15 protein-coding genes are annotated in these 16,622 nt (G+C 70.3%); 9 read left to right on the top strand and 6 right to left on the bottom strand.

All coding sequences use genetic code 11. The features are described 5' to 3' along the window. Nucleotides 1–1,035: cytochrome c oxidase subunit I (locus tag ACZ4FV_RS48795; RefSeq protein WP_465327695.1), on the bottom strand; the 1,035-nt coding region annotated here is incomplete at its 3' end. 79 nt (nt 1,036–1,114) lie between these two features. Next, the gene (locus ACZ4FV_RS48790) at nt 1,115–1,252 is read right to left on the bottom strand and encodes a hypothetical protein (RefSeq protein WP_465327693.1); all 138 of its coding nucleotides are present in this window, start codon (nt 1,250–1,252) and stop codon (nt 1,115–1,117) included. Nucleotides 1,253–1,708: 456 nt separating this feature from the next. Here ACZ4FV_RS48790 and ACZ4FV_RS48785 point away from each other — a divergent pair, with 456 nt between their 5' ends. Both ACZ4FV_RS48785 and ACZ4FV_RS48780 read left to right on the top strand, forming a co-directional pair. Next, a complete protein-coding gene (locus ACZ4FV_RS48785) occupies nt 1,709–4,177 on the top strand; it encodes a molybdopterin oxidoreductase family protein (RefSeq protein ID WP_465327691.1) in 2,469 nt (822 codons plus the stop codon). Next, the gene (locus ACZ4FV_RS48780; RefSeq protein WP_465327689.1) at nt 4,174–4,656 is read left to right on the top strand and encodes a hypothetical protein; all 483 of its coding nucleotides are present in this window, start codon (nt 4,174–4,176) and stop codon (nt 4,654–4,656) included. The genes ACZ4FV_RS48785 and ACZ4FV_RS48780 overlap by 4 nt, the downstream gene beginning before the upstream one ends. 521 nt (nt 4,657–5,177) lie before the next feature. On the opposite strand, the gene ACZ4FV_RS48775 is transcribed toward ACZ4FV_RS48780, so the two are convergent. The 3 genes from ACZ4FV_RS48775 to ACZ4FV_RS48765 form a co-directional block, all read right to left on the bottom strand. After that, complete coding sequence (locus ACZ4FV_RS48775; protein ID WP_465327687.1) at nt 5,178–5,501, bottom strand: plasmid stabilization protein; 324 nt, start codon at nt 5,499–5,501, stop codon at nt 5,178–5,180. A 487-nt stretch (nt 5,502–5,988) separates the two neighbouring features. Further along, nucleotides 5,989–7,359, bottom strand: a complete 1,371-nt coding sequence (locus ACZ4FV_RS48770; protein ID WP_465327685.1) for a cytochrome P450 — start codon at nt 7,357–7,359, stop codon at nt 5,989–5,991. A gap of 136 nt (nt 7,360–7,495) precedes the next feature. Then, entirely contained in the window at nt 7,496–8,353 is an 858-nt protein-coding gene (locus ACZ4FV_RS48765) for a Rieske (2Fe-2S) protein (protein ID WP_465327683.1), read from the bottom strand. A 252-nt stretch (nt 8,354–8,605) separates the two neighbouring features. Here ACZ4FV_RS48765 and ACZ4FV_RS48760 point away from each other — a divergent pair, with 252 nt between their 5' ends. The 6 genes from ACZ4FV_RS48760 to ACZ4FV_RS48735 are packed head-to-tail and all read left to right on the top strand — an operon-like array spanning nt 8,606 to nt 15,020. Then, nucleotides 8,606–10,429 (top strand): thiamine pyrophosphate-requiring protein, encoded by a 1,824-nt coding sequence (locus tag ACZ4FV_RS48760; RefSeq protein WP_465327681.1) that lies wholly within the window; start codon nt 8,606–8,608, stop codon nt 10,427–10,429. Between the two features lie 5 nt (nt 10,430–10,434). After that, entirely contained in the window at nt 10,435–10,899 is a 465-nt protein-coding gene (locus ACZ4FV_RS48755) for a hypothetical protein (RefSeq protein ID WP_465327697.1), read from the top strand. Then, entirely contained in the window at nt 10,896–11,576 is a 681-nt protein-coding gene (locus ACZ4FV_RS48750; protein ID WP_465327679.1) for a gluconate 2-dehydrogenase subunit 3 family protein, read from the top strand. Before ACZ4FV_RS48755 ends, ACZ4FV_RS48750 begins: the two co-directional genes overlap by 4 nt. Then, entirely contained in the window at nt 11,573–13,318 is a 1,746-nt protein-coding gene (locus ACZ4FV_RS48745; RefSeq protein ID WP_465327677.1) for a GMC family oxidoreductase, read from the top strand. The genes ACZ4FV_RS48750 and ACZ4FV_RS48745 overlap by 4 nt, the downstream gene beginning before the upstream one ends. Then, nucleotides 13,315–14,430 (top strand): enolase C-terminal domain-like protein, encoded by a 1,116-nt coding sequence (locus ACZ4FV_RS48740; RefSeq protein ID WP_465327675.1) that lies wholly within the window; start codon nt 13,315–13,317, stop codon nt 14,428–14,430. The genes ACZ4FV_RS48745 and ACZ4FV_RS48740 overlap by 4 nt, the downstream gene beginning before the upstream one ends. Before the next feature lie 5 nt (nt 14,431–14,435). Continuing rightward, nucleotides 14,436–15,020, top strand: a complete 585-nt coding sequence (locus ACZ4FV_RS48735) for a trehalase-like domain-containing protein (protein WP_465327673.1) — start codon at nt 14,436–14,438, stop codon at nt 15,018–15,020. A gap of 11 nt (nt 15,021–15,031) precedes the next feature. Here ACZ4FV_RS48735 and ACZ4FV_RS48730 read toward each other — a convergent pair whose 3' ends face one another. Continuing rightward, nucleotides 15,032–16,060: an IS630 family transposase gene (locus ACZ4FV_RS48730; protein WP_465327671.1), complete on the bottom strand. Its 1,029-nt coding sequence runs from the start codon at nt 16,058–16,060 to the stop codon at nt 15,032–15,034. 104 nt (nt 16,061–16,164) lie between these two features. Between ACZ4FV_RS48730 and ACZ4FV_RS48725 the strand changes: the two genes are divergently transcribed. Continuing rightward, complete coding sequence (locus ACZ4FV_RS48725) at nt 16,165–16,518, top strand: hypothetical protein (RefSeq protein ID WP_465327669.1); 354 nt, start codon at nt 16,165–16,167, stop codon at nt 16,516–16,518. Nucleotides 16,519–16,622: the final 104 nt, after the last annotated feature.

Below are 16,622 nucleotides of genomic sequence, written 5' to 3'. Positions count from 1 at the left end.
GCCGATCCAGTTGAAGAACTTGACGCCGGTGGGGACGGCGATCAGGAACGTCATGAAGGAGAAGAACGGCAGCATGACGGCGCCGGTGGGGAACATGTGGTGGGCCCAGACGGTGACCGACAGGCCCGCGATGGCGATGGTGGCGGCGATCAGACCCTTGTAGCCGAAGACCGGGTTGCGGGAGAAGACCGGGAGGATCTCGGTGACGATGCCGAAGAACGGCAGCGCGATGATGTAGACCTCCGGGTGGCCGAAGAACCAGAACAGGTGTTGCCACAGCAGGGCACCGCCGTTGGCGGGGTCGAAGACGTGGGTGCCGAACTTGCGGTCCGCCTCCAGCGCGAACAGCGTGGCGGCCAGGACCGGGAATGCCATGATGACCAGAACCGAGGTCAGCAGTACGTTCCAGCAAAAGATCGGCAGCCGGAACATCGTCATTCCGGGCGCGCGCATGCAGATGATCGTGGTGATGAAGTTGACCGCGCCCACGATGGTGCCGAATCCGGACAGGGCCAGGCCCATGATCCACATGTCGCCGCCGACGGAGGGTGAGCGCACGGCCGAGCTGAGTGGGGTGTAGGCGAACCAGCCGAAGTCGGCTGCCCCGTCCGGGGTGAGGAACCCGGCGACCGCGATCAGCGAACCGAACAGGTAAAGCCAGTAGGCGAGCATGTTCAGGCGGGGGAACGCCACATCCGGGGCGCCGATCTGGAGCGGCATGATCCAGTTGGTGAAGCCGGCGAACAAGGGCGTGGCGAACATCAGGAGCATGATCGCGCCGTGCATGGTGAACGCCTGGTTGTACTGCTCATTCGAGAGCAACTGGGTCCCAGGACGGGCCAGTTCGGTCCGGATCGCGAGCGCGAGGATCCCGCCGAACAGGAAGAACAGGAACGATGTCGTGAGGTACAGACTGCCGATCGTCTTGTGGTCGGTGGTGGTCAGCCACTTCACCACGATCGTCCCACGACGAGACGAGCGCGGAGCCACCGCGTCGGGCGGGAAAGGCGCCAGGGGGGTCTGGACGTCGGTCATTCGTGCTCCACGGAAGAAGTGGCAAGGCAGAACAGGATCGGGGCGGCCGATCGGTGCGCTCGACGGGTGAGGACGTCGTTCACGGATGCCGACGCCGATGCCGGGAGGCCCACGCCATCAGGGCCAGTGCGCCCAGTGCCGCGAGCGACGCAAGGGGAACCAGTACCAGCGGGTGCGACAGCCTGGTCGCCGCCATCACGCCACACGCCACGGCCACGGGAACCAGGACGGTTACGGCTGCGACGATCCGCAGTTTTGGTACGGGTGTTGTCGCGCCCGCCGACGCATGCTCATGCGCCCTCGTGCACAGGCGAAGTTCCGCCACAAGGGCGCACCACGCCCGTCGTTCGCCTTTACTCAGGATTTCGGTATCCACGGTCGCCTCCTCGTAGCACCGCGACAACGCATCACGGCAAACGCGCGGCCCCTGCCCGCGAAGACGCCGATCCACGCACCGGCGAGCAAAGTTCACCCGACCGGCTCTGCGGCAGCCGGGATCGCCCTCGAAGGTGTCGCGAGCGGCGACCTCGGGTCGAGCGGTGCGCGCCCGCCCCGATCTCCTCGTTGCACAGTGGCGCAACGGTCGATCGCGGCGCGGGAGCGAGGCGGAGCCGTTTGCGACCCACACGCACGGGTAGCCCTCGGCGACATGGCGCATGAGGAGGGGTCGCACGTGAGACGTCGGGACCGGATCGCCGAGCCGTGGGGGACGCGCACGCCGTATGGGCCGGGGCAGCCGTGGCCGGTCCGGGTGGACACCCACTTGGCCCAGGGCATCACCGAGGGGGACGTGGACCACTGGGTTTCGACGGCGTCGGTCCTGCACTCCAACGGTGACGCGATGGACATCGCCGTCAAGGACGGCCGCATGGTGGGCGTGCGGGGGCGGCCCCACGACCGGGTCAATCGCGGACGGTTGGGACCCAAGGACCTCTTCGGCTGGCAGGCCAACGCCTCGGCCGACCGACTGACCCGCCCGCTGGTACGTGAGGGCGGCCGGTTGGTGGAGACCGACTGGGATACCGCGATGGATCGGATCGTGCGCCGAACCCGCGAACTTCTGGACGAACAGGGTCCCAGCGCCCTGGGCTTCTACACCACCGGCCAGCTCTTCGCCGAGGAGTACTACACGCTGAGCGTGATCGCCCACGGCGGACTGGGCACCAACCATCTGGACGGAAATACTCGGCTGTGCACGGCCACGGCCGCCGCCGCGCTCAAGGAATCGTTCGGTTGCGACGGGCAGCCCGGCTCCTACGCCGATTTCGACCACGCCGACACGATCGCGCTGTTCGGCCACAACATGGCCGAGACGCAGACCGTGCTGTGGATGCGGGTGCTGGACCGCCTGGCCGGCCCCAACCCGCCCGCACTGGTGTGCGTCGACCCTCGACCCACCCCGGTGGCGCGCGCCGCCGACGTTCATCTCGCACCACGACCCGGTACGAACGTCGCGCTGATGAACGCGCTCCTGCACGAGGTCATCGCAAACGGCTGGATCGACCGCGAATACCTGGACGCGCACACGGTGGGCTTCGACGAACTGGAGAAACGGGTTGCCGGGTATCCCCCCGAACTCGCCGCCCGCATCTGCGACGTCCCCGCCGAACGCATCCGAGCCGCCGCACGCATCCTCGGCACAGCCGAACGCCTGGTCTCCACGGTCCTCCAGGGCTTCTACCAGTCCCACCAGGCCACGGCGGCGGCCGTACAGGTCAACAATCTGCACCTGCTACGAGGGATGCTGGGCAGACCGGGATGCGGCGTGCTCCAGATGAACGGCCAACCCACCGCGCAGAACACCCGTGAATGCGGCGCCGACGGCGACCTGCCCGGCTTCCGCAACTGGGCCAACGACACGCACGTGGCCGATCTCGCCCGCCTGTGGAACGTGGCGCCGGAGCAGATCCCGCACTACGCGCCGCCCACGCACGTGATGCAGATGCTGCGATACGTCGAGGAGGGCTCGATCCGGCTGCTGTGGGTCTCCGGTACCAACCCGGCCGTGTCCCTGCCCGAACTCGCCCGAGTTCGCTCGGTGTTGTCCCAGCAACGATTGTTCCTGGTCGTACAGGACCTCTTCCTCACCGAGACCGCCGAACTCGCCGACGTCGTCCTACCGGCCGCCGGTTGGGGCGAGAAGACCGGAACCTTCACCAACGCCGACCGCACCGTCCACCTGTCCGACAAGGCCGTCGATCCGCCCGGCCAGGCTCGCTCCGACCTCGATATCTTCCTCGAGTATGCCCGCCGCCTGGACCTGACCGACAAGGACGGGCAGCCCTTGATCGCCTGGCACGATCCCGAGTCCGCTTTCGAGGCGTGGAAGGAGTGCAGCCGCGGCCGCCCGTGCGACTACACCGGTCTCGACTACGCCAAGCTCAGGGAACGCGGTGGTATCCAGTGGCCGTGTAATTCCGATACCCCGGACGGGACCGAACGTCTTTATGCCGACGGCGGGTTCTGGAGCGATCCGGACTACTGCGAGAGCTACGGGCGTGACCTGGTCACCGGAGCCCCGGTGGAACCGATCGAGTATCGGGCCCTGAATCCTTCCGGGAAGGCAGTGATCAAGGCGGCGGAATATCTCCCCGCCCACGAGCAACCCGACGACGATCACCCCTACGTGCTGATCACCGGACGCACCCTCTATCACTTTCACACTCGTACCAAGACCGCTCGCGCGCCCCAACTCCAGGCCGCGGCTCCCCAGGTGTGGGTGGAACTCTCGGTCCACGACGCGGCGTCGGCGGGAATCGCGGAGGGCGACCTGCTCGAGGTGCAAACCCCGCGAGGCAGTGTCCGCGCGGCCGCGCGGATCACCGAGATCCGCCACGGAGTGCTGTTCGTGCCCTTCCACTACGGCTACTGGGACACCGAAACCGGATCCGAACCAGGCTTCGACGGCGGGCGCGCGGCCAATGAACTGACCCTCACCGACTGGGACCCCGCCTCCAAACAGCCGATCTTCAAAACCGCCGCCGCCGCACTGCGCCGGATCGGCCCCGGCCTCGGACCCGCTCCGGCGCCCACCACTGGCGCCGGTGCCCCGGTCGCCCGCGATATCGACGACACCCGGGGCGGAAGCAGCGCCGAAGCCGATGAGCGGCACGGGGATTCGGGCGAAGGGAAACTCCCGTGAATATTGCCTTCGCCCTTGAGGAACTGCACCACGACGAAGTTGAGTTGGCCCGCGAGTTGACGCGACTGGCCGAACGCCACCGGGTCGACCACGAGATCCACCATCTCGGCGGTGACCTGGCCCGCTGGTCACAGCGCCACGCACGGGAGATTGCGGACCTCGGTCGGCGTTTCGGGCTGCACCTCGCCGTTGAACCGGCCGAGGAGACGGGCGTCGCACATCGTCTGCGCGAGAAGGCGAGCGAACTGATCGGCCGTCGTCCCGACGCGAGCCTGTTGATGCTGCGCGACCTGCGTGAGGTCTATGTCAAGGCATCCGGAGTCTCCGTCGACTGGGTGATGATCAGCCAAGCCGCCCAGGGCCTCAAGGACAGCGACTTGCTGGCGCTCGCCCAACGCTGCCATCCGGACACGTTGCGGCAGGTCCGCTGGGCCAACGCGAAGCTCAAGGAATCGTGCACTCAGATCCTCGTTACTTGACCCCGGCGGGTCGACACGAGACCTTGCGCAACGCTGCGGTCACGGCATACGCCTTTCGCAGCCGCCGTGACTTTCGGGCCGGCATTCGGCTGTGCCCGCTTGGATGTGATGGCCCCGGTGCGGCAAACACCGGTCGCGGCTCAGGCGAAGAATTGTGCTCCAGGCTGGGTGTGGTGGGCGTACGCCTAGACATCCGGCTCCGATGGACGGGCAGGTCGTGAGTTCGCGGGCACGAGTCCGCACGCTCCAAATCGCACGTCCGTCGTAGCGCACCGCGAAGAACGGCTTCCGGCCCGGGCGTTGGGTCGGAAGCCGCCTTTGTCGCCTGATGCGGAAAACCGGACGGGGCGTGAAGACTGTGTCAGCATCGGATAACCTGCGCCGAGGTGTCGACCCGGTAGCGAAGGATCCGGCCGTACGATGCCCGGCTTCCTCGTCGCACCGCCGAGAGGGCCGGACGCCGCCACTTTTGGATCGCCCCCGGGCGCGGCGTCGAGCGGGCCCGGGTCTCGCTCGGCAGGTCAGTGGCTCAGGGCCTGCTGGAGCTGCTTCTTGTTCATCGAGGAGCGTCCCTTGATGCCCCGGCGTTTGGCGTCCGCGTAGAGCTGGTCGTAGGTGGGGCCCTGCGAGCCGCTGTGCGAGCGTTGCCCCCCGCGTTGGCTCGCCGGCTTGTCCTTGAGCGAGGTACGGCTCGCGGTCTTGGACTCACCGGATTGGGCGCGTTCCTTGTTCACCGTACGGGCCGCGATCTCCTTGGCCCGCTTGGTGCCTTCGCCGCGCTTCTTCGCACTGTCCTTGATGTGCTCGTACTGGCGTTCCCGCTTGGGGCTCGATCCGCTGGGCATGCCGCTCACCTCGCGTCGGGGGAATTCGGACTCGATGCCGCGTACCCGACATGCGTAAGGCTATTCGCGGAGTAACGGATAGGCCGGGATTGTCGGATGGCCAAACGCGGTTACCGTCCCGGCTCCGTGCGGCGTGTTCCTTCCGGACCGTCGCCCACACACGTGTGCGGCTCCACGGGCATAGATGCCTGCGATGGGACGTTGAGGGCGCAACCTCCGGGCGTCGCCGGCAGCGTCCGGGAGGGCGAGCGCGCGCGGAGCCCGGTGCGGTCTCGGCCCGACCGGGCGAGGCCGCGACCCCGAGCGGGATCGGGCATTTCGGTCCGGGCCGAGACGGCGGCCGCTGCCGACCGTCGTCAGGAGCAGCGCCACGACACTCCCGGCGTTGCTCGACGATTGCCGGTGGCAGCGCCCCCCTCGAGCCGCTTGAACGGCGGCGCCCCGTCGAACACCGGAGCGTTGGTCTCGGCCCACTGGTGGGCGGCCCTCACGTGGTGAGCAGCCGCACCGCGGTGTGGTTCCAGGTGTGCGGCAGGGGCCGACTCGGGTCGAGGATCGTGGGGTCGGCGAGGTCGATGGCCGTGGTGCCGCGCAGGACTGTGTCCAGCAGTGCGGTGACGGTGAACAGCACCAGGTTGCGTCCCGGGCAGGCCGCGGGTCCGGCGCTGAAGGGCACGATGCCGTGGGCCGGCTCCGCGCGGCCGTCGAGCCAGGCGTCCGGGGTGAAGCGGTCGGCGAAGTCCAGCGTCCGCGCGTCGCGGTGGAAGAAGGAACTGACCACGGCTACGGCGGCGCCCTCGGGGGCCAGCGGGTCCTCGCGTGTGCCGTCGCGCAGGATGACCAGTGTGGTCGGCCACAGGCGCAGGGACTCCTGGACGCAGGCCCGCAGGTGACTCGCCCCAGCGATCCCGGCCGGGTCCTCGGCGTCCCGATGGACCTGTTCGTCGCGAGCACGCTCGGCGTGCTCGGGGTGCGCGGCGAGCAGGGTCAGCGCGTTGAACGCCGCGATCGCCGCGGCGTCGTAGGCGAACAGCCAGTGCGGTACCTGTCCGAGCGGGTCGACGCCGTCGCCGTGATCCGCGTAGGCGGCCGGCGCCGCGAGGCTGCCCGGTTCGGCGCGGGCCAGGTGGGCACCCAGGCGCGTGGTGAACCGGTCGTGGATGCCGGTGCGGCGCCGATGCGCGAAGCTCCAGTTGGCGTCCGCGCGCAGCGCGTCGAGTTGTTTGGTCAGGGCGGTGTCGTCGGCCGCGCCCTCGCCGAGCACGATGCGACGCACGATCCGCAGGAAGCGGGCGTGGAAGGTGTCCCAGTCCCACATGGCGCCCGGCTCGGCGAGCAGCGCGCCGGCCTCTTCGCGGACCACGTCGAGGAAGACCCCCGACAGATGGTGCGCCGCTTGGGGCGTTTCCAGCACCGTCTCGTTGAAGCGCCGGCGCGCCGCGCGCCGCTGCGCATCGCGGGTGACCAGAACCGCGTCCGGTTCGAAGTGCCCCAGGGCGGCCGTCTTTTCCCGGTTCGCCGGGGTGAACGGGTCTGGGGAGCGGCCGAGGACTTCGCGCGCGTCCCGGGCCGTGAGCGGCAGCACGACGCGTCGACCGAACACGCTCACCGCCAGTGGGTCCGGGCCGTATTCTTCGCGCAGGCGGCCCAACAGGATGTTGCCGCGCCGCGCGCTGTCGCGGCGTGCCGCGAGGTCCAGCAGTCGCGGCCGGCGCAGGATTACGCCCTGGGCGACGATCGGCGCGAACACTTGGGCGCACACGCGCGCGGAATCGGCGGCGGACGCGCGCCGAACCCGGCGGGACCGCGGGCGCGCGCGGTCGGTGGAAGGAATCCCGGACACACCGGAATCGATCATGATCATGCCTCCGGAAACTGGCATCTCGAGTGGACGAGGCTTGCCCGGTCGAGCGCTGCGGGCGAGTGGGAAAGCAAGGCCCCGGGCGGGAGATCCGCTACGAACGCCGGGAAGACGTCCGGCTGGCGGGCACCGGTTAACCCGCGCCCGGCAGACGGACCTGGAGTTCCTCGCCGACGACCCGGGTCTCGAAGGCCGGTTGCGGCGCGGTCGCCGGCCCGTGTACGACTTCGCCGTCGGCGAGGGAGAACACGCTGCCGTGCCAGGGACAGGTCACACAGCCGTCGGCGACGTCGCCGTCGGAGAGCGGGCCCGACAGGTGTGAGCACCGATCGGCGAGCACGCTCGCCCGCGAGCCGGCGCGGACCACCACCAGCGGGATCTCGCCCACGAACCGGCGGGCGGGTTTGTTGTCGGGAAGGGCGGAGAGCAGGCCGACGGAATGCCACCGGGAGCCGTCGCCGACCACGTGCGGAATGTGTTCGGCGTGGTTGACGCCCGCCGCCTGCCGGTAGGCGAGGTGCCCGCCGAGCAGGCCGCCCGTTCCGACCGCGGCCAGCCCGGCCAGGGCCAGCGTGCGGCCGCGCAGGGGCTGTTTGCGGAGCCGGGCCACCAGGGAGGCCGAGTACAGGCCGACCGCCACCGTGGTGCACGCGGCGTGCACCAGCCCCACCCGCTGCTGTTGCTCATGCGTCTCGGCCCAGTCCACCAGCCCCGCGGCCGCGGCGGGCGCCGCGGCGCCGACGCCCACCGCGATCAATACCGTGGACGCGGGCCCGGTCCCCGGCACGAGGTCGAGCATCGAGGCCGAGAGCCAGGCGCCGATCGGTACCTGCACCAGCAACGGGTGAACCGCGTGCCCAAGCGGCACTCCGTGCAACGTGTCCCGGACGGTCCCCTGCGGCAACCTCCCCACCAGGGCGCGTACCAACGCCGCGGGCCGATCCAGGCCCCGCGCCTGTTCCAGGCGGCTTGCCGTAGTCGTGATCCTCATGGGAACCCGCTTCCCGAGAACGGCCCCGCCATGCCCGGCCGGCTCGAGGACCCGCCGAAGTCGTCCACCGAAGTCGCGGGGCATCGCCGTGAGACACGCGAACGCTCGCACGTTCCGCGCGTATATCCGGGTCGGCACCGGGTAGCCGAGTCGCGTGTCGCTCGCCGGTCACGCGGGGTCGGAAGCGGTGAGTGCGATGTCGAGCGGACCGAGCCCGAGCACGTCCGCGGCGTGCACCGGAGAGGAAAGGCCATGTCGGAGAAGGTTTCGGATCACGTTCTCGCCAGGCTGCGCGAGTGGGGCGTGGAGCACGTCTTCGCCTATCCGGGAGACGGCATCAACGGGCTGCTGGCCGCATGGGGACGCGCGGACGATCGCCCCCGCTTCATCCAGGCGCGGCACGAGGAGATGGCGGCGTTCGAGGCGGTCGGCTACGCCAAGTTCTCCGGACGGGTGGGCGTGTGCGCGGCCACCTCCGGTCCGGGCGCGATCCACCTGCTCAACGGGCTCTACGACGCCAAGCTCGACCACGTCCCGGTGGTGGCCATCGTGGGGCAGACGGCGCGCAGCGCGATGGGCGGCTCGTATCAGCAGGAAGTGGACTTGGCGAGCCTGTACAAGGATGTGGCGTCCGAGTACTGCGAGACGGTCACCGTGCCCGAGCAGTTGCCCAACGTGCTGGATCGGGCGATCCGGATCGCGTACGCGCGCCGCACGGTCACCGCCGTGATCATCCCGGCCGACGTCCAGGAACTCGACTACACCGCACCGGGACACGCCTTCAAGATGGTGCCCTCCAGCCTGGGTCTGTCGCGCTCGGCACCCGTCCCTTCGGACGAGGATCTGCGGCGCACGGCCGATCTGCTGAACGAGGGGGAGAAGGTCGCGATCCTGGTCGGCCAAGGGGCTCGCGGGGCCCGAGCGGAGGTGGCGGAACTCGCCGATCTGCTCGGCGCGGGGGTCGCGAAGGCACTGCTGGGCAAGGACGTGCTCTCCGATGAACTGCCCTATGTCACCGGTTCGATCGGCTTGTTGGGCACCCGGCCCTCCTACGAGCTGATGACCGGCTGCGACACGCTCGTGTCGATCGGGTCCAACTTCCCGTATTCGCAGTTCCTCCCGGATTTCGGGCAGGCGCGCGGCGTGCAGATCGACATCGACCCCTCGATGATCGGCCTGCGCTACCCCTACGAGATCAACCTGGTCGGCGACGCGCACGAGACCCTCGCGCGGCTGCTGCCGCTGGTGCGGCGCAAGAAGCACGGCAAGTGGCGCAAGGGCATCGAGGCGAACGTCGTCCGTTGGTGGGAGGTCATGCAGCGGCGGGCGGCGGTGGACGCCGACCCGATCAACCCCGAGTACGTCGTGCACGCGCTCGACGCGCTGCTCCCGGGTGACGCCATCCTGTCCGCCGACTCCGGCTCGGCCGCCAACTGGTATGCCCGCCATCTGCGGATGCGCGGCGACATGCGCGGCTCGCTGTCGGGCACGCTGGCCACGATGGGACCTGGGGTGCCGTACGCGATCGGCGCCAAGTTCGCGCACCCGGACCGGCCCGCCATCGCCATTGTCGGAGACGGCGCGATGCAGATGAACGGCATGGCCGAGTTGATCACCGCGGCCAAGTACCGCCGGGAATGGAGCGATCCGCGGCTGATCGTGGCGGTGTTGAACAACGGGGACCTGAATCAGGTCACGTGGGAGATGCGGGCCATGGAGGGCGCGCCGCAGTTCGAGCCTTCACAGCACCTGCCCGATGTGCGCTACGCCGACTTCGCCTGCTCTCTCGGTCTGGGCGGGGTGCGCGTGGACAAGCCCGTCGACGTGGAACCCGCGTGGCGCGAGGCGCTGGCGGCCGATCGGCCGTTCGTGATCGACTTCCGTACCGATCCCGCGGTGCCGCCGATCCCGCCGCACGCCACGCTGGACCAGATCGAGGCGGCCGCGTCGGCGATCGCACACGGCGACAGCGACCGCGCCGGCATGATCAGGCAAGGCCTCAAGGCCAAGATCCAGGAGATGTTGCCCGGAGGTCGCGATCGCGAGGACCGGCCCGGCGCCCGCGAGGGGCAGTGAGCACGATGCCTGCGCCGCTGCTCCGCTCCGCCCCGGCGCACCGCTTGGACCGGCTCGTGCGCAACGTGAGACACGGGCGCTTCGAACGCTCGCTCGCGTTGCTCACCGCCGCCGGATCCCTGGTCACCGCCGCCGAGATCTACCTCGAACACGACCGGGCGGGATTCGGCAACCGCATGATGTGGTGGCCCGTCGTGCTCGGCCCCGTCGGCGCGGTGGCGGGAGTCGCCGGATTCGCCGACCGCCGGATGGCCAAGACGGCGCTGCCGATCGCCTCGGCGGCGATCGTGGCCAACGGCCTCCAGGGCACCTACCTGCACGCGCGCGGCATCGCGCAAAAGCCCGGCGGCTGGTCGATGGCCCGCTACAACGTCGAAATGGGCCCGCCACTGTTCGCTCCGCTGCTGGTGACGATGGTCGGCGGCATGGGCCTGCTGGCGGCGGTCCTGCGTCGGGAGGACCACGCATGACCCGCCCATCACCAGGCCGGGGCAGCACACCCGGAGGGCGGAACCGGCGCTTCCCGGGCTACGACGTGCGCAGTCAGTCCGGTGCCTGGGACGCGGTGACCGCGGCGGCGGTGCGAACTCGCGACCGGGTGCGCGACAGCGACCTGCGGTTCTTCACCAGCCACGAGGCGGGCACCGCGTCCGCGCTGCTCGACCAACTGCTCGCGCAGTGGGATGAACCCAGGGTTCCGGTTCTGCACATGGTCGACGAGCGGCTCGCGGACGGTCACACCGACGGCTGGCGCTACGCGGACCTGCCCGAGGACGGCCGCGCGTGGCGGGCCTCGCTCGCCGCGCTCGACCGCGACGCGCACGCCGACGCCGGCAGAGCCGGCTTCGCCGACTTGGGGCGCCCCGACCAGGCCCGCCTCATCCAGAACGTGCGCGATCTCGGCGACCGACGCTGGCACGACCTGCCCGCCGGTCGGATATGGAGCCTGTGGACCCGCTACGCCTGCACCGCGTTCTATGCCCACCCGTCCGCCTGGAACGAGATCGGCTTCGGGGGACCCGCCTACCCCCGCGGCTACGCCCGCACGGGGGTGGATCGCCGCGAGGCGTGGGAGGTCGCCGACGCCGACCCGCGGGATCCGGTCGCCCAAGGGCCGTCCGGCGGGGACGGTGGGACGCGACGATGAGAAGCGAAGAGTCACCCGCCCGGATCCGGCGGTTGCGCGCCGCCCGGCAGACGCTGCGCGAGAACACCCGCTCCCACCGCGCCGTACGCGAACGCAACGCCTCGGCTTGGCTCCTGCCCAACGACGGCACACGCTTCGACCGGCGCGCCGTCGACACGATGCGCCGACACGCCCCCGACGACGAGGTCGACCTGGTGATCGTCGGTTGCGGCGCGGGCGGCGCGACCCTGGCGCAGCGCATGGCCCGGGCCGGATGGAGCGTGGTGTGCCTGGAAGCGGGCCCCTTCTGGGACCCGGACGCCGACTGGGTCAGCGACGAGGCGGGCTCGCACCGGCTGTACTGGACCGAGCCCCGGGTGATATCCGGGCAGGACCCGGTACCCCTGGGATCCAACAACTCCGGTCGAGGCGTGGGCGGTTCGATGGTGCACTTCGCCGGCTACGTGCCACGCCTGCACCCCTCGGACTTCGCCACCCGCACCCGTGACGGCGTGGGTGCGGACTGGCCGTTGACCTACCGGGATCTGCGACCGTATTACGAACGTATCGAGCACGAACTGCCGGTCGCCGGCCAGTACTGGCCCTGGGGCGACCCGCACCCCTACCCGTACGCGCCGCATCCGGTGGGCGGCAACGGCGAGGTGTTCCTCCGCGGCGCGGCGGCGCTGGGCATCGAGGCCCGAGTAGGGCCGGTGGCGATCACCAACGGGCGCTTCGGCAACCGGCCGCACTGCGTCTACCGGGGCTTTTGCCTCCAGGGCTGCAAGGTCAACGCCAAGGCGTCGCCGCTGATCACGCATGTACCCGACGCCCTCGCCCACGGCGCCGAGATCCGCGCCGACTGCATGGCCACCCGGGTGGAGCTCGACGGGCGCGGGCGCTACGCGGCCGGGGTGCACTACCGCCACGCCGGCCGTGCCTACTTCCAACGCGCCCGGATGGTCGCCGTCGCCGGATATTCCATCGAGACCCCTCGGCTGTTGCTCAACTCGGCGAACAGACGTTTCCCCGACGGCATGTGCAACGACCACGACCTGGTCGGCCGGTACCTCATGGTCCAAGGCGCCCCCCAGACCGCCGGACGCTTCAGCGAGGAGATCCGGATGTACAAGGCCCCACCGCCGGAAGTCTCCACCGAGGAGTTTTACGAAACCGACGCCACCAAGCCCTACACCCGCGGATTCTCCGTGCAGACCGTCTCGCCGCTGCCGATCACCTGGGCCGAACACGTCGCGGCACAAGGGCACTGGGGGCAGGACCTGCGCGCCTACATGCGCGACTACATCCACTGGGCAACCCTGGGCGCGTTGTGCGAACTCCTGCCGCAGGCCCACAACCGGGTCACCCTGGCCGACGAGAAGGACCGACACGGACTTCCGGTCGCCGAATTCGCCTACAGCCAGTGCGACAACGACCGCCGACTCGTCAAGGCCGCCACCGTCGTCATGGAAGACATCCTGCGCGCGGCCGGCGCCCGCGAGGTGATGACCATCGAACGCTACGCCCACCTCGTCGGAGGCTGCCGGATGGGCGCCGACGAACACGCGGGCGTCGTCGACCGCGATCTGCGCGCCTTCGCCGTCCCCAACCTGCTGATCACCGACGGCAGCGTGCTGCCCACCCAGGGCAGCGCCAACCCCGCGCTGACGATCATGGCGCTGGTCGACCGCGCCGCCCACGAACTCGCCGCCGGCGCCCGCTCGGGCCTGCGCGCGCCGGCGCACACCGGGGAGCCACGATGACCCCTCCCGACCCGGCCGTGGACGCCCTCACCGTCACCGCGTACACCGTGCCCACCGACGCGCCCGAGGGCGACGGCACCCTGACGTGGGACTCGACCACGATCATCGTCGTCGAGGCGCTGGGCGGTGGCGCGCGCGGCATCGGCTGGACGTACGCCGCCCCGGCCACCGCGACGGTCATCCGCGACGAACTCGCGCACCGGGTCGTCGGCCGCTGCGTCTGGGACGTACCCGCAGCGAACGAGGCGATGAGCCGCGCCGTCCGCAACATCGGCCGCCCCGGTCTGGTCGCGTGCGCCATCTCCGCCGTCGACATCGCCCTGTGGGACCTTAAGGCCCGACTCCTCGACCTGCCGCTGGTCACCCTGTTGGGCGCGGCCCGAAGCACGGTGCCCGTCTACGGCAGCGGCGGGTTCACCACCTACGACGACGAACGCCAGGACCGCCAACTGCGCGCCTGGGTCGAGGAATCCGACATCCCCCGCGTCAAGATCAAGATCGGTGAATCCTGGGGCGGTCGGGAACGTCGCGACCTGGACTCCCGCGCCCGCGCCTCCATCGGGGACACAGCCAGGCTGTACGTCGACGCCAACGGCGCCTACGACCGCAAGCAGGCCGTCCGGATGGGCCGCGCCCTGGCCGACTTCGACGTGCGCTGGTTCGAGGAACCCGTCTCCTCCGACGACCTCGCCGGCCTGGCCGCGGTACGCGACGCGGTGGCCAACGACATCGCCGCCGGCGAATACGGCTACACACTGCCCTACTTCGCCGCGATGACCGCGGCCGGTGCGGTCGACTGCCTACAGGCCGACGCCACCCGCTGCGGCGGCATCACCGTCTGGCTGCGCGCCGCCGCCCTCGCCCAGGCACACGGCCTGGATCTGTCCGGACACTGTGCGCCCCACGCGCACGCGCACGCCGCCGCGTCGATCCCCAACCTGCGTCACCTCGAATGGTTCCACGACCACGTCGCCATCGAGACGCTCATCTTCGACGGCACCCTGGACCCCACCACCGGCAGCCTGGCCCCCGGGACGAGCGCCCCCGGGCACGGACTCGCCCTACGCCCGGACCGCGCCGAGCGCTTCCGGATCGACCCGGGACACGGGTGAAGCCCATGCACGACGATCCCGAGTGCTCGATGGCCCAGGAATTCCCGCCCCACACGCTACGCGACTACGCGTTGATCGCCGACGGAGAGCGCGGCGCGCTGATCGGACCGCGCGGCGACATCGCGTGGATGTGCGCCCCGCACTGGGACTCCGACGCCGTCCTCGGCTCCCTGATCGGCGGCGCCGGCGTCTACGCGGTCACCCCGGTGGGGCGCTTCGTATGGGGCGGACACTACGAGGACGCGAGTCTGGTCTGGCGCAGTCGTTGGATCACCGAGGACGGCATCGTCGAGTGCCACGAGGCCCTGGCCTTTCCCGGCGACGCGCACCGCGCCGTCCTGCTGCGCCGGATCGTCGCGGTCGACGCCCCGGCCCGGCCGCGGGTGGTGTTCGCGCCCGCCGCGGGCTTCGCCGAGGGCGGCGCGCACGCTCGCCCGGGCCGAGGACGGGCGGTGGATCGCCCGCGTCGGAGAGCTGCACGTGCGCTGGTCGGGAGCGCCGTCGGCGCGTCCGGACGACGCGGGCGGCCTGGTCGCGGAGGTCGGCCTGGCCGCCGGCGAGCGGCACGATCTAGTGCTGCACCGCGTTGATTCGTTGAGGGTCAGGCGGCCTTGAGTGGTGTGCCGTCGTAGGTCCAGCGGTAGGGCTTGGCCGTGTCGTTGTGCTGGATCGCGTAGGTGTCGATCTTGTCGATGAGGTCGTCGCGGCTGGGGAAGTCGCCGTGTCGTAGGACGCGGCGGGTCAGAGCGGAGAAGTACAGCTCGACCTGGTTGAGCCACGAGGCGTGGGGCGGAGTCCAGTGGACGTGCCAGCGTGGGTGGGCGGCGATCCACGCCTTGGTGTTCTTCGCCGTGTGCGAGGAACCGTTGTCCAGCACGACGTGGATCTCGCGGCCCGGTTCGATGTTCCGGTCGAGCATGGCGAGGAAGCGGACGAAGGTCTTCGAGTCGTTCCTGGTGATCGGCCGCGTGAGGATCTCACCGGTGGTGACGTCGAGGGCGGCGGCGATGGAGACGGTGCCGTGGCGGCGGTATTCGAACTCCCGCAGGACGGGGCGGCCCGGCCCCGCCGGGCGCCCCGGATGCCTGCGGGAGCGGGCGGCGACGGCCGTCTTCTCGTCGACGGAGAGCACGACCGCGCCCTCGGGTGGGTTCAGGTAGAGGTCGCATATGTCCATCGCCCGGTCCCGGAAGTCGGGGGTGTCCCGGCGGGTGAGCCAGCCGCGGACCCGGTGCGGTCTGACGTCGCAGTCGGCCAGGATCCGTCCGACCTGGGAAGCGGAGATCCCCGTGTCGGCCATGCGGCCGGCGATCGTCCGGTGCGACCAGGTCGACTCCGGGTACGGCGGGACACTGGTCGCGGTGGCCACCACCATGACCCGCGTCCCGGGCCCGAACACCCGCGGTCTTCCCGGGCGTCGGGCATCGCGCAACCCCGCGGGACCGAGTGCCGCGAACCGGCCGCGCCATTTGCGGACCGTGTTCACGCTCACGCCCGTCTCCCCGGCGATCGCCGCGTTGGAGCGCCCGGACGCCGCCGCCAACACGATCCGTGCCCGTAACACCGCCCTGACCTGGGCCTTGGCCGAGGCTGCGACACGTTCCAGCCCTTGGCGCGTGTCCTCGTCCATGCCCACCGAAACCGCCCGAACCCGTGCCACCGGCCCCCGCCTCCGTGTTTCCTCGACACGAGGGATCATGGCCGATCGCCACCGGGACACGGCACGATGGGCGCATGCCGAAGAACCCGCCCGAGTCGATGCAACACCACCTGCGGCAACGCCTGAACGACCACGCCCGCGAACGCTGGCCGCGACTGGCCCGGGTCGAGATCCGCTTCCGGGCCGGGTTCGCCTACGTGGACGGCGTCCTGCCCGACGGCGAGGTGCTGCCGTTGTGTCGCCTGCGTTTCCACGGCGTCCTGCACACCTGGGGCTTCGCGATCCACCTCGCGAGCCGCCACGGCTACCAGGACAACATGCTGCCCAGCGGCCGGCCCTCCGGCTCCCCCGAGGAAGCCCTCGACTGCGCGTGCGGCCTCTACCTCAACGACCCCACCGCCTGGCTCCCACCACCCTCAACGAATTAGCGCGGTGCAGCACTAGTAGTACTTCGTTAGGTCGGGATTGGTATTCGTGTGCGGTGTTCGAGTTTCCTTGTGGGGAGAGGGCGTTCGCAGGTGTGGCAGATGCC

It is taken from the genome of Embleya sp. NPDC025285 (assembly GCF_055558835.1).
The sequence above is the reverse complement of the archived record's forward strand: the minus strand, read 5'-3'. Positions and strand labels throughout refer to the sequence as shown.

Coding starts and splice junctions, on each gene's coding strand:
- ACZ4FV_RS48775 (WP_465327687.1), bottom strand. CDS start 5,501: ATGCCCAGCGGATCGAGCCCCAAGCGGGAACGCCAGTACGAGCACATC.
- ACZ4FV_RS48760 (WP_465327681.1), top strand. CDS start 8,606: ATGTCGGAGAAGGTTTCGGATCACGTTCTCGCCAGGCTGCGCGAGTGG.
- ACZ4FV_RS48735 (WP_465327673.1), top strand. CDS start 14,436: ATGCACGACGATCCCGAGTGCTCGATGGCCCAGGAATTCCCGCCCCAC.
- ACZ4FV_RS48725 (WP_465327669.1), top strand. CDS start 16,165: ATGCCGAAGAACCCGCCCGAGTCGATGCAACACCACCTGCGGCAACGC.
- ACZ4FV_RS48730 (WP_465327671.1), bottom strand. CDS start 16,060: ATGGACGAGGACACGCGCCAAGGGCTGGAACGTGTCGCAGCCTCGGCC.
- ACZ4FV_RS48765 (WP_465327683.1), bottom strand. CDS start 8,353: ATGAGGATCACGACTACGGCAAGCCGCCTGGAACAGGCGCGGGGCCTG.
- ACZ4FV_RS48740 (WP_465327675.1), top strand. CDS start 13,315: ATGACCCCTCCCGACCCGGCCGTGGACGCCCTCACCGTCACCGCGTAC.
- ACZ4FV_RS48755 (WP_465327697.1), top strand. CDS start 10,435: ATGCCTGCGCCGCTGCTCCGCTCCGCCCCGGCGCACCGCTTGGACCGG.
- ACZ4FV_RS48770 (WP_465327685.1), bottom strand. CDS start 7,359: ATGATCGATTCCGGTGTGTCCGGGATTCCTTCCACCGACCGCGCGCGC.
- ACZ4FV_RS48745 (WP_465327677.1), top strand. CDS start 11,573: ATGAGAAGCGAAGAGTCACCCGCCCGGATCCGGCGGTTGCGCGCCGCC.
- ACZ4FV_RS48750 (WP_465327679.1), top strand. CDS start 10,896: ATGACCCGCCCATCACCAGGCCGGGGCAGCACACCCGGAGGGCGGAAC.